This window comes from Longimicrobiales bacterium (assembly GCA_029245345.1).
Classification (GTDB): Bacteria; Gemmatimonadota; Gemmatimonadetes; order Longimicrobiales; family Gaopeijiaceae; genus CALFPJ01.
In genome coordinates, this window is record JAQWPM010000022.1 from 72890 (window position 1) to 84820 (window position 11931).

Below are 11931 nucleotides of genomic sequence, written 5' to 3' on the forward strand. Positions count from 1 at the left end.
GGACCGAGAACATGCCGATCTACGACTACATCTGCAGCGACTGCCAAGAAGTGTTCGAAGCGTGGGTGCGAAAAGAGAAAGACGTCCCCGCATGTCCCTCCTGCGAGGGGGCCAACTTGGAGAAACAGCTCTCCATGCCCCAGGTCCACTCCGCAGGCACAAAGGCGCGCAGCATGAAAGCAGCCAAGAAGCGCGACGCGTCACAGGCTGCTGAAAATACCTACACGCAACAGCAGTACGAACTGAACCACGACGACCACTAAGAGTTAGACGACCTCTGGCCCCATCGCCTGAGTGATGGCGGCGGTCACGCGCTCAATCGGAGGCGCCCCCACCAACGCGTCGCCGTTCCGGTAGACACGGCATCGCGGTCCCTGCGCTGGATCCCGCGGAGTCCATTGATGGGGGCCGGGGGCTACGTCTTCCCCGTTCACCAAAATGCTCGGTGACCCCAACCCCAGAACACGGGGCGGGCACTCGGCGTCCTCGCTGTTCCACTCGGTCCACACGGCCGGGATCTCACTCTCGCGACACGCAGCGGCGAGTACTTCACGCGCGAGGTCGACGTTGGGACAGCCCGGATCGTAGACGAGGTCGATTTGCAGACGGAGGGCCAGTTGAGGCTCCGGGGTGGCGAGTCTTCCTACAGATCTGCAACCTAGCAGTCACTCGATCCCCCCGCCCGCATTTTCGCTCATGCACACCATCGTCCCCGCCACACGCATTCTCGCTGCTGCTGCCGTGCTCACGACGCTGCTCGCCGTACGGCCGCTGCAAGCGCAGACCCCGGAGCAGAAGTACACGGACTGGGCCCGTCTCGACTTCAGGCCACAGGAGTACGAGTTCCGCCGGGACCGGCTCACGGATCACATCAGAGAGTCGGGCGGCGGGATTCTCCTGATCCCCGGTGGGGACGGAGCGCCCCACGGCGGCACCTTCCGGCAGCTGGACGATTTCTGGTATCTGACGGGACTGGAAGTGCCGGGCTCCATGTTGGTGCTGGACTCGAATCCGCCCGGTGGCTCAGCCACCCTCTTCATGCCGGCGCGAGACGCCCGCTTCGAGAACCCTGGCCGGCGAAACGACTTCCCTGGGCGTCCCCTGCTTAACGACTACGAGCTACGCGGCATTGCTGGCATAGGAACGTATCGGGACATCTCGGAGTTCGATGCGTTCCTCCGTGAACGGATCGCCGCGGGCACACCCCTGCGGGTGAACTCGGGTCGGGTGGGCGAGGTCCCCGCCCCGGAACCACCTCTTCTGGGCGTGATGGACCCGATCGCATCAATGATCTTCCGGCTGCGCGCCGACTATCCCGGCGCCGACTTCATCAACGCATTCGAGTCGATGGCACGGGTGCGGATGATCAAGAGTCCGGCGGAGACCCAGCACATGCAGATCGCAGCGGACGCCACGATGGCTGGTATCCGGGCGGGCGCGGATCGTGTGAGAGCGGGTGTAGACGAACGGACCATCCAAGGCGCGTTCGAAGAGGCGTGCCGTGCGTTCGGCTCCGCCGCGATTCCGTTCACCCCCATCATCAAGTCCGGCCCGAACAGCCTGTGGCCATGGCGCGTGCTCGCTGCTCACTACGACCGCAGGAACCGGCCTATGGAGAGTGACGAGTTAGTGATTCTCGACGTGGGCTGCGAAGTCGACGGGTACATCAGCGACGTGGGTCGGACCTTCCCGGTCGGGGGCACGTTTACTGACATCCAGCGCGAGAAGATGTTGGTGAGCACGAACGCGGCAGATGCCATCATCGCGGCCGTTCGGCCAGGCGTGACGTTGGCTGAGCTCACCGCCATCGCGTACGAGAACATCCCGGACCACGAAGAGCAGTACATGCAGACCCCGTCTTTCTTCGGGCATCACATCGGGATGTCCTCCGGGGACCCGGCCCTGATGGACATCCCGCTTGAGGCGGGTATGGTCTTCACCGTTGAGCCCTGGTATTACAACCACGACATCGACATCGCGGTCTTCGTAGAAGACGTGATCCTTGTCACGGAGGACGGAGCCGAAGTGCTCACTTCCGCACTCCCCCGCACACCCGAAGAACTCGAGGCGATGATCCGATGAGCACCGAAGACCTGACCCATACCGTGGAAGACGGCGACGGCATTCTCTGCGTTCGTAACCCAGACACCCACCGTGGATGGAACGGGATTCGGTACAAGACGGGCGTCTCGGCGAAAAACGTGGGAGCCAAGAAGCTCTCGATGAACGTCGCCACCGTGCCGCCGGGGGCGTGCGCCTACGCGCACATCCACGTGGACTTCGAGGTGATGCTCTTCATTCTTCAAGGCAACGTGCGCCACGAGTACGGCGAGAATCTCGAGCAATCCATGGAAAATTCGGCCGGAGACTTCATCTTCATCGAACCTGGAGTGCCGCATGAGGTACTCAACCTCAGCGACACAGAGCCCGTGATCGCCGTAGTGGCGAGATCGGACGCGTCGGAGTGGGAGAGCATTAGAGACTATCCGTCGGAGCGTCGGCCGGGCTGAAGGCGCACGAGGAAGCGAGACCTAAGGAGTGGCAATGAGCGGACGAGTCGAAGCAATCTGGACGAAGCGGTCCAAGGGCGGAGTGATGGACGCGGCACAAAGCGTCGATGCCCTGGAAGGCAAAGGCATCGAAGGCGACGCCAACTTCGGCGCGACGCGCCAGGTCTCGGTCATCGAGAAAGAAGTCTTTGATCGGATCAAAGACAGCCTACCCGACTCCGACCCGGCCATGCGCCGGGCGAACATCATGGTCAGCGGCATCCGCCTCGAGAACACACGCGGCCATGTGCTAACCGTGGGCAGAGTGAAGATCCGTCTACGCGGAGAAACGCGACCCTGCGAACTCATGGACGAGCAGTGCCCAGGACTCCGTGGTACGCTCGACCTGAAGTGGGCCGGTGGCGCGCACGGCGCGGTGATTCAGAGCGGTTCCATTTCGGTCGGGGACGCCGCGGAGCTAGAAGCGCCCACGGACTGACGGCCCGGAAACGCTACGGCCGGTCCCTAACGGGGCACGACCTCACGCAACGTCTCCATCGCCTGGACCACCTGCGCGTCGCTCAAGTAAGGGGCAGGACCAAAGCGCAGCCGGTCTCCCCTCGCGTCCGTGCTCACGCCGTGTTCGCGGAGCGCAACGCTCAGAGCCTCAGCATCCGGAGCCCGCACGGTCAGGAAACCTGCTCGGCTCTCGAGCGGCACCCCGGCATCGATCGACACCATCGCCGGGTCCAGATCTAGGCTTTCCAATGTCTCAACGAGCAGCCCCACCTGATGCTGGCTGACCGAGCGTAGGAGTTCTGTCGAGAGCCCCTGCTCCGCAAAGAAATCGAGCACTGCGGCTCCGCGATACTGAGACGTCGGGTCGAACGTGGACCCAGAAAAACGCATGAAGCCCTTTCCGTAGCGGACTTCGCCCTCGGTCTTCGCGTCCGCCAACTCGGCAAACTCACTGAACCAGCCAGTGATCACAGGGCGCATCTCACAGCCTTCGGGCACCCGCATAAAGCAGTTCCCTTCACCGAGCTGCATGTACTTGTAGCCCCCGCCCAGAACAAACGCCTGCTCCATTCCGTCCAACGAAAACGGGACGACACCCAGGGAGTGGTAGGCATCCACCATCATCTCGGCACCGTGCTTCGTGCATGCAGCCGCTATCTGCTGGAGCTCAGGCACAATGAGACCGGTGCCGAACAACACGGACGAGACGAGTACACACGAGGTGCGGTCGTCCACCTGGTCCGCCAGTCGTTCGGACAGCGTGTCCAGCGGATCCGCCGCCACCTTCACAACCTCAATGCCTTCCTCAGCCAAGCGATCGACCTGCCTGCGGATCGTGTGGAATTCGCCGTCTGTCGTGACAATACGCGGTCGCTCCCGGAGCGGCAGCGCAGACAGGAACCGCAGCAGCAATGCATGGGTGTTCGAGTCCAGGGTAATGTCTCCGGAGCAACCTCCTAACCGCTCACGGTACCCTTCACCAACACGCGCCCACTTCGCGGTCGCCGCGTCCCACTTCTGATCCACGAACTCAGCAGCATCCGACCACGCCTGCTTTTGGCCTTCGAATCCGGCGTCCGGCCACGCTTGGTGTGAATGCCCCGTGAGAAGCAGTCGCTCCGAGACCCGGAACGCCGAGTAATAGGGCGCCAGGGCATTGGGAGATGAATGGAGCTCGCCAAGAGAGATCACAACTGGGACCGGATCTCCCAGAGGTCCGGGAACGCCGGGCTGTTGAGCGTAGTGCGCAGGTACTTGGACCCTGCAGATCCGCCCGTCCCATGCTTCATCCCAATCGTGCGCTCGACCATTTTTACGTGGCGGTAGCGCCACTCCTGCACGCCCTCATCCAGGTCTACAAGGCGCTCGCACAGGTCGGCGTTGGCGGGATCCTCTCGATAAATCTTCACCAGAACAGCCTGCACCGCCTCGGACGCCTCGATCGGGGCCGTCACGTCACGCTCGAGCTGGTCGGCTGGTATGTCGTACCCCACCCCTGCGAGGTACCGGATCACATAGTCCCAGATCGTCGGCGCTTTCCACCGTTTATCGAGACCGGCGCGGGCGCGCGTTCCCTCGGCGAAGCGGTCCAGAGATGCCCGTGTCTTCCTGCCCAGAGCGAATTCGAAGGCCCGGAACTGATCCGACTGAAAGCCGCTCGCGCTCTCGAGGCGCTCCCGGAACGTCCGAAACTCCGTCGGCGTCATCGTCTCGAGAATGTCCAACTGCGCGACCAAGACTTTCAGAATGGTCAGCACCCGCTTGAGCGTGTGCAGCGCCCTCGCGGCATCACCTTCTGAAAGAAGCCGGCAGCAATAGTCGAGCTCATGAAGGATCACCTTGAACCAGAGCTCATAGACCTGATGAATGACGATGAAGAGCATCTCGTCGTGCTCCACTTCGTCACGCGGCTGCTGGAGGTTCAGCAGCTCGTCGATCTTCAGATACTTACCGTATGTGACCGCTTCAGACATCGACATGCTGGTTTGGAGTGCGTTTTCCGATGCCCAAAAATGGCGAAAAGAGGACACGCTCGCCACGGGACGGGCACAAAAACAGCCCCCCTAAGGTGTCTAGTCTGTGGCTTCTCTCTCCCCTTCGCCCGGTATTTGAAGGTATGGACCTTCGGACCAAGCTCGTATTCGCGCTCGTGCGGTGTCGCGGGTCAGCATGTTTTCGCTGGGCCTGCTGACGTACCGCCCTGCGCGTGATGTATGGCGCGCCAGGGCCATCGGGACCGGTGAACGGTTCGGCATCTCGAACCCAGTGATCGGCCTGACCGTCATCGCGATGAGCACCTCGGCACCCGAACTCTTAACGATCTTAGTGGCCGCCGCGAAGCGCCAGGCGGACGTCGTAGTCGGGAACGTGATCGGGAGCAACGTCCTCAACAGCCTGGGTATCATGGGTGCGTCGTCGCTCGCCAGCCTCCGAGGACTCACGGTCCCAGCCCACGTCATGGCGGTGGACATTCCGCTCATGCTCGCCGGAGCGGAATGTCGACCGTCGTCACCATGCGGAAGATGTCGATCGGCCAAAGGCTGGGCGGAGCCATGCTCGGCATCTATCTGATGTACTTCTTCCTGCTGATGACCGGCAGGGCCTAGGGCCTACTCGCCCCCGAAGTGGAACTCGAAGCGCGGCGTGTACCGACTGACCGACTTGTACGGGTCAGGCCACTCCATCTCGTAGCCCAGCATGTGCGCCGCATGGCGCGTCCAGTACGGATCGAACAGGTGAGCTCGGGCGAGCAGGCACAGGTCGGCCCGGCCTGCGGAGATGATGGTATTCACGTCCATCCACGACGACACGTTCCCCACCGCCATCGTCGAGATGCCGACCTCGTGCCGAATTCTGTCCGCGAACGGAGTCTGAAAGAGCCTCCCGTAAACCGGCTTCTGATACGGCACGGTCTGCCCCGCGGAGACGTCTACGATGTCGCACTCGTGCTCGCGCAGGAGCCGGGCCACATGAACCGCGTCCTCCGGCCCCATTCCCCCGGGCACCCAGTCCACGGCGCTCACACGCACACTCATGGGTTTGTGCTCGGGCCACACGCCGCGGCACGCGTCGAAGACTTCCAACGGGAAGCGCATGCGGTTCTCGAGTGAGCCCCCGTATTCATCCGTGCGCTCGTTGGTGAGTGGAGAGATGAAGCTCGCGAGCAGGTACCCGTGCGCCATATGGATCTCGAGGAGATCGAAGCCCGCCGCATCGGAGTACCCGGTGGCACGCACGTACTCAGCAACCACCTGGTCCATATCTCGGCGCGTCATCTCACGCGGGGTCTGACTCCGATCCGGGAAGTACGGGATCGGAGATGCGGACATGAGGTCCCAACCGTCCTTCTGCACCGGTTCCGAGTCGCCGGCCCACATGACCTTGGTCGCACCCTTCCGTCCCGCGTGACCCAATTGGATCGCCATCTTGGCTGCGGAATGTCCGTGCACGAAGTCCACGATCCTCCGCCAAGCATCAACATGCTCGGGTTTATACACGCCCGCACATCCGGTTGAGATCCGCGCATCCGCGGAGATGTCCGTCATCTCGGCATAGACCAATCCAGCACCACCCACCGCGCGGCTCCCGAGGTGTTGCATGTGCCAATCACCCACCGTTCCATCCTCGGCGTAGTACTGACACATGGGAGACACCACGACCCGATTCGGAATCACCAAATCCCGGATCTTGAACGGCGTGAACATGGGCGGTGGTGGCGGGTCGACTGGCACACGTGTGCCAGTCTGCCGCTCAGCCTCCTCGGCAATCCACGTATCCACTCGAGCCAGAAAAGCCGGATCGCGGACACGTAGATCTTCATGCGTGATGCGCAGACTGCGCGTCAGAAGCGTGAAAGTGAGCTGCACCGGATCGAGATCCATGTACCGCTCGGCATCTTCGAACCACTCGAGGCTCGCCTGGGCGGCGCGTTGCAGAGACTCAACTTGAGGGCGTCGCTCGGCCTCGTAAGCCATCAAACCGCGTCTGACCCGATCCGCCATGGAGGGGCCCGACCCATTGGTCGACCCTCCCAAGGGCTCTACCTCCGCCCATCCAGATATCAACGCGGCCCGCAGCGAAATCGCGTCCAGCATTCCCATGCGCGTCCCGGAGCCCACAGAAAAGTGTGCGGTGTGAACCGAGTCACCCATGAGCACGACGTTGTCCGCAGACCAGGCACCACATCGGATGGTCGGAAAACTACGCCACACACTCTTGTTCACGGTGAGCGCGTGACCCTCTAACTCTTCCGCGAAGAGCACCTCACAGTACGCGAGCGTTTCCTCCTCGGTAGCCGTGTCCATACCAGCCGCCTTCCAGGCGCCCTCCGTGCACTCAACGATGAACGTCGAATGGCCGGGTTCGTACTGGTACGCATGCACACGCCAAAGGCCATGCTCATTTTCACGGAAGTAGAACGTGAACGCCGGGAACGGCTTGGTCGTCCCGAGCCACACGAAGCGATTCGGGCGGCAATCGAAGGTGGGCTGCACTCGATTCCCGAGCAGTTCGCGGACCCGAGAATTCACCCCATCGGAGCCCACGACGAGATCGTACGCGCCGAACTGTTCGAGGTCATCAACACGAGTCTCGTAACGGACATCGACCCCCATCTCCGCGGCCACACCCTGCAGCACCGTGAGCAGCGTCTGCCGACTCATACCGCTGAAACCATGCCCTGTGCTGCGGACGACCTCCCCACCGTAGTGCACGTCGATGTCGTCCCAATGCACAAAGTGGTCGGTGATAGCCCGGTACGTCGCTTCGTCCGCGCTCTCGACCTCCGCAATCGTCGCATCGCTGAACACCACGCCGAACCCGAACGTGTCGTCCGGCTTGTTCTGCTCGAACACCACCACTTCATTCGCAGCGTCCGCGCGTTTCATGAGGATCGCGAAGTAGAGGCCCGACGGGCCGCCCCCTACGACGGCAATCTTCATCGGGTCAGCCATTGGCAGCTTTGGCTTCCGCGACCATCGCGCCGGCAATGATCAGGTGCTGGATCTCAGTGGTCCCTTCATAGATCCGCAGCGCACGCACCGAACGGTACAGCCGATCCACCGGGTGCTCCGCTAGAACACCTCGCCCACCCAAAATCTGCACGGCGTCGTCGATGATGCGCTGTGCGGCCTCAGTGGAAAAAGCCTTCGCCATGGCAGCCTCGACGGTGATCCGGTCCGCGCCTTGGTCCTTCTCGTACGCCGCGCGGTAAACCAGCATGCGCGAGGCAGTCAGATCAATGGCCATCCGGCCGAGCTTGTCCTGAATGATCTGAAAGTCGGACAACGGTTTTCCGAATTGTTCACGACCCATGGCGTGGGCTAGCGCCTCGTCGATCGCGCGCTGTGCCATCCCACACGCTGCGGCCCCCACAGTCGGGCGAAGCTGATCCAGCGTGGCCATTCCCAGCATGAACCCCCGACCCTCTTCCCCGATTCGGTTCGTCGCGGAAACTCTGCACCCCGTCAGTTGCAGTTCGCCGAGCGGGTGCGGCGCACTCATCACCTGGGCTCCGGCAAACGTCAGGCCCTCGGTCTCGGCCGGAACCAGGAACGCCGAGATGCCCCGGCTCCCTGCTTCTGGGTCGGTCGAAGCAAAGACCACGTAGTAGTCGGCGATGCCCGCGTTGCTGATGAGCCACTTGTGACCGTCGAGGACGTAATCGTCGCCGTCCCGCACCGCCCGCGTCTTCATGGACGCGACGTCGGATCCAGCATCAGGCTCGGTCATCGCGAAGGCGGACATGATCTCGCCCGCGAGCGCACCGGGTGCCCACTGCTCTCTGAGTCGATCACTGCCGGCGAGCAGAAGCGGCGTGATGCCGAGTCCTTGCAGCGCCCATACCGCGTCCGCCAGCGGCGATGCGGCGGCAATAGCCTCCCGAGCTAGGCAGCACGCGCGTAGGTCAAGCGTCCCGATCGGGTCGAGCAGGCCGGCCGCGCCCATGGCCGAGAGCACGTCTCGGGCTTCAATGCGTCCCGCGTCGTCATCTACGGGCTCCGGCCTTCGGGCGAGTTCAGCGGAAGCGAACTTAGCCGCTGTGCAGGCCCATGCCTCGTGCTCAGAATCTAAGAAAGCTCGGACGGGACGAAGATCGAGCATATGTGCGAAAACGCCTTCTAGAGGAAATTGGGGTCGCGCTTCTCGACGAAGGCTTCGTACGCCTCACGGAAGTCGGGGTGCAGCATCAACGAAGCTTGGATCTGCGCTTCGGCTTCGAGCGCGCCTTCCAAATCCATGCTGGCTTCGCGGTTGAGTGAGTCTTTCGTGATCTCGATCGCGAAGGACGGCCCTCGCGCCAGCTTCTCGGCGAGCTTGGTCGCTGCACTTAGTGCTTCGCCATCTGGAACGACACGATTGTAGAGGCCAATCCGATGCGCTTCGTCAGCGCCAATGAAGTCGCCGGTCATCAGCAACTCACTCGCCTTAGCCATGCCCACGATCTTTGGAAGCATCCACGCCGAACCCATGTCCGCACCGGAGAGACCAACGCGCGTGAACAAATAGGCGATTTTCGCCGACTCGGCCGCAACACGCATGTCACACGCGGTCGCGATGACCGCACCCGCGCCGGCCACAGTTCCGTTCAGCGCACCAATCACTGGTTTGCGGCATCGGCGAATCGACAGCACCAGGTCACACGTCATGCGTGTGAACTCGAGCAGGCCACGGAAGTCCCGCTCGAACAACGCACCGATGATGTCTTCGACGTCTCCACCCGAACAAAACGCCCGACCCGAGCCGGTGATGACGACCACCTGCACATCCTTCTCATCGTGCAGCACGTAGAAGGCTCGGCGCAGCTCGTCGTAGACCTCGAAGGTCAACGCGTTGAGCCGGTCCGGGCGGTTGAGCGTGATCGTCGCGACGCCGGTGTCGGCATCCAGTGAATACAAGAATGACTTCGGCTCGAACATGATTTCCTAGACGCTTAGGTCGGGGATCACTGCGGTCCCTTCGATTTCCACTTGGGCTCTCGGATCGAGTAGCCGTTTGACTTCCACCAATGCCATCGCTGGATAGTGTTTGCCCATGTGAGCTCGGTAGGCAGGTCCAATGTCGCCGCGCGCCTCAAGGTACGCATTCAGGTCGGACACGAAGATGGTCATACGCCCGATGTCTTCGGGTCCTCCGCCAGCCTCTCGGACCACGGTCAGCATCTTGGCCAAGACGATGTCAAACTGCTCCACGAAGTCGTCTGTGGTGACTTCTCCGTTGGGCTCGGCCGCGTCCTGTCCCGCCACGAACAAGATCCGCCCGTTCTTCGGGCCCAACATGCCGTTGGTCCACCCCTTGGGGGCTCCAAGCTCTTCCGGATTGATGTGCGCGTACGTCACGGGGTGTCCTTTCCATCGAGAATGACGACTTCGCCGTTGGTGTCGCTGGCTGAGTCTTCGCAGAGCTTTAGGATCGCGCCGGCAACCTCCTCGGCCCGGATCAAGCGGGGCTGGCCCGACTGCTCGAGAATCGCGATCAGGGCATCGTCTCGCGACTTCCCGGTCCGCGCCATGATTCGGGCGATGGTCTCGTCTGTGAGCGGTGTGTCCACATACCCTGGGCACACTGCGTTCACGGTGACACCAGTCCCCTCCGCTTCAGCAGCGATCGATCGCGTGAAGCCGACGACGGCGTGTTTGGCCGCCGTATAAGCCGAGACGTACTTTGCGCCCTTGAGTCCAGCGACCGAAGCGACATTGACCACCCGGCCCCATCTCTGCTCCGCCATCTCAGGCATCATCGATTGAGTGCACAGGAAGGTCCCCGTGGCGTTCACCGCCATGATGTGCTCCCACTCGGTCAACTTGATCTTGGCGAGGGAATTCGACGTCGCAGTCCCAGCGTTGTTCACCAGAATGTCGACCCTACCCATGGTCTCACGCGCGGACATGGCGAGGTCACGAACCTGCCTGGGATCGGTTACATCGCAGCGAAAGGCGAACGCGGTATAGCCGGCCTTACGCAGCCCAGCGGCGGTTTCCACGACTTGGTCTTCGTTCCGAGCGGCGAGGGCGACCGACACCCCTGCACGTGCAAGCTCCAACGCCGCGGCGGCCCCAATCCCCCGTCCCCCGCCGGTGATGACCGCAGTCCGTCCGGATAAACTCATGCCGAGGTCTCCACGCTGGCGATGACTGCATCGGCCAACAGTCCAGCCAGGACCTCGATGGTCTCTCGACCTTCCTCGGTCGTGGCGTCGGCAGGCCATCCGAAGTAGGCACGTGGCCCACCAGCGTCGGCAAACGTCCGGGCTCCGTCACGAATCGCGTCGGACAACGACGAGGGATTCGGCTCCAGTTCGGCGGCTACAGCAGTCTTCACCAGATCTGGGGCCTCGGCCATCACGACGCTTCCTTCAAAGCGCCCTGCGTGACAAGCGCCCGTCCGGAACTCATCCGTGAGTTGTTCGGCCACAGCGCGTCGGGTCAGGTCGACGAACACGACGTTCACACCCTCGTGCGCCTCCCCTGACGCAGCTCGAAGCGCGGCCAGATTTTCTGGGTCCAAATGGGCATTGGCGATCGCCAACGTCTTAATGCCGTGTTCGGCCAAAGCCGTTGCGATTTCACGGATCAGGCGGCGCACGGTGTCTCCGTCCACGCCGATCGTCCCTGGAAAATTCCGAGCGAAGCCCGCGGCTGTGTACCACAGTGGGGGCATGACCAGTGCGGTAAATCCTGCATCGGACAGCTTCTCACCACCCCGCCTCGCCATCGCTTCCGCGATGATCACGTCCGTGCCCAACGGCAGGTGCGGCCCGTGCGCTTCGACCGCCCCGACCGGCAAGATCGCAACCGCACGCGCACGATCCGCGTCACGGACGTCTTCCCACGTCATTTCGGCTAGGCGATGCACAGGCATGGCGTCGATTGCTACAGGATTAAAGCGATCGGAGGAGGCTTCGATTGACCCATATTCTAGCGGG

12 protein-coding genes are annotated in these 11931 nt (G+C 62.5%); 4 read left to right on the top strand and 8 right to left on the bottom strand.

Annotated elements, in window-relative coordinates; all coding sequences use genetic code 11:
* The first annotated feature begins 11 nt into the window (after window positions 1-11).
* The 4 genes from P8L30_14530 (at window position 12) to P8L30_14545 (ending at window position 2988) form a co-directional block, all read left to right on the top strand.
* Complete coding sequence (locus tag P8L30_14530; protein ID MDG2241417.1) at window positions 12-263, top strand: zinc ribbon domain-containing protein; 252 nt, start codon at window positions 12-14, stop codon at window positions 261-263.
* A gap of 433 nt (window positions 264-696) precedes the next feature.
* A complete protein-coding gene (locus tag P8L30_14535) occupies window positions 697-2082 on the top strand; it encodes a Xaa-Pro peptidase family protein (protein ID MDG2241418.1) in 1386 nt (461 codons plus the stop codon).
* On the top strand, window positions 2079-2510 hold the full coding sequence (locus P8L30_14540; GenBank protein ID MDG2241419.1) for a cupin domain-containing protein: 432 nt from the start codon (window positions 2079-2081) through the stop codon (window positions 2508-2510). Before P8L30_14535 ends, P8L30_14540 begins: the two co-directional genes overlap by 4 nt.
* Before the next feature lie 34 nt (window positions 2511-2544).
* Window positions 2545-2988 carry an MOSC domain-containing protein gene (locus P8L30_14545; GenBank protein MDG2241420.1) on the top strand — a complete coding sequence of 148 codons (444 nt, stop codon included), beginning with the start codon at window positions 2545-2547 and terminating at the stop codon, window positions 2986-2988.
* A gap of 26 nt (window positions 2989-3014) precedes the next feature.
* On the opposite strand, the gene P8L30_14550 is transcribed toward P8L30_14545, so the two are convergent.
* The 8 genes from P8L30_14550 to P8L30_14585 form a co-directional block, all read right to left on the bottom strand.
* Window positions 3015-4199: an aminotransferase class V-fold PLP-dependent enzyme gene (locus P8L30_14550; protein ID MDG2241421.1), complete on the bottom strand. Its 1185-nt coding sequence runs from the start codon at window positions 4197-4199 to the stop codon at window positions 3015-3017.
* Window positions 4196-4981 carry a tryptophan 2,3-dioxygenase family protein gene (locus P8L30_14555; GenBank protein MDG2241422.1) on the bottom strand — a complete coding sequence of 262 codons (786 nt, stop codon included), beginning with the start codon at window positions 4979-4981 and terminating at the stop codon, window positions 4196-4198. Before P8L30_14555 ends, P8L30_14550 begins: the two co-directional genes overlap by 4 nt.
* Before the next feature lie 636 nt (window positions 4982-5617).
* On the bottom strand, window positions 5618-7948 hold the full coding sequence (locus P8L30_14560; GenBank protein MDG2241423.1) for a bifunctional salicylyl-CoA 5-hydroxylase/oxidoreductase: 2331 nt from the start codon (window positions 7946-7948) through the stop codon (window positions 5618-5620).
* A gap of 4 nt (window positions 7949-7952) precedes the next feature.
* Entirely contained in the window at window positions 7953-9110 is a 1158-nt protein-coding gene (locus tag P8L30_14565; GenBank protein ID MDG2241424.1) for an acyl-CoA dehydrogenase family protein, read from the bottom strand.
* A 17-nt stretch (window positions 9111-9127) separates the two neighbouring features.
* Window positions 9128-9925 (bottom strand): enoyl-CoA hydratase family protein, encoded by a 798-nt coding sequence (locus tag P8L30_14570; protein MDG2241425.1) that lies wholly within the window; start codon window positions 9923-9925, stop codon window positions 9128-9130.
* Between the two features lie 6 nt (window positions 9926-9931).
* Window positions 9932-10345, bottom strand: coding sequence for a RidA family protein (locus P8L30_14575; GenBank protein MDG2241426.1), 414 nt, complete (start codon window positions 10343-10345; stop codon window positions 9932-9934).
* Window positions 10342-11115: an SDR family NAD(P)-dependent oxidoreductase gene (locus P8L30_14580; protein ID MDG2241427.1), complete on the bottom strand. Its 774-nt coding sequence runs from the start codon at window positions 11113-11115 to the stop codon at window positions 10342-10344. Before P8L30_14580 ends, P8L30_14575 begins: the two co-directional genes overlap by 4 nt.
* Complete coding sequence (locus P8L30_14585) at window positions 11112-11867, bottom strand: creatininase family protein (GenBank protein ID MDG2241428.1); 756 nt, start codon at window positions 11865-11867, stop codon at window positions 11112-11114. Before P8L30_14585 ends, P8L30_14580 begins: the two co-directional genes overlap by 4 nt.
* Window positions 11868-11931 lie beyond the last annotated feature (64 nt).

Bases quoted from the DNA above. Each gene is read 5' to 3' on its own strand.
- P8L30_14585 (MDG2241428.1), bottom strand. From the start codon at position 11,867: ATGCCTGTGCATCGCCTAGCCGAAATGACGTGGGAAGACGTCCGTGAC.
- P8L30_14530 (MDG2241417.1), top strand. From the start codon at position 12: ATGCCGATCTACGACTACATCTGCAGCGACTGCCAAGAAGTGTTCGAA.
- P8L30_14540 (MDG2241419.1), top strand. From the start codon at position 2,079: ATGAGCACCGAAGACCTGACCCATACCGTGGAAGACGGCGACGGCATT.
- P8L30_14555 (MDG2241422.1), bottom strand. From the start codon at position 4,981: ATGTCTGAAGCGGTCACATACGGTAAGTATCTGAAGATCGACGAGCTG.
- P8L30_14535 (MDG2241418.1), top strand. From the start codon at position 697: ATGCACACCATCGTCCCCGCCACACGCATTCTCGCTGCTGCTGCCGTG.
- P8L30_14580 (MDG2241427.1), bottom strand. From the start codon at position 11,115: ATGAGTTTATCCGGACGGACTGCGGTCATCACCGGCGGGGGACGGGGG.
- P8L30_14565 (MDG2241424.1), bottom strand. From the start codon at position 9,110: ATGCTCGATCTTCGTCCCGTCCGAGCTTTCTTAGATTCTGAGCACGAG.
- P8L30_14560 (MDG2241423.1), bottom strand. From the start codon at position 7,948: ATGAAGATTGCCGTCGTAGGGGGCGGCCCGTCGGGCCTCTACTTCGCG.
- P8L30_14545 (MDG2241420.1), top strand. From the start codon at position 2,545: ATGAGCGGACGAGTCGAAGCAATCTGGACGAAGCGGTCCAAGGGCGGA.
- P8L30_14570 (MDG2241425.1), bottom strand. From the start codon at position 9,925: ATGTTCGAGCCGAAGTCATTCTTGTATTCACTGGATGCCGACACCGGC.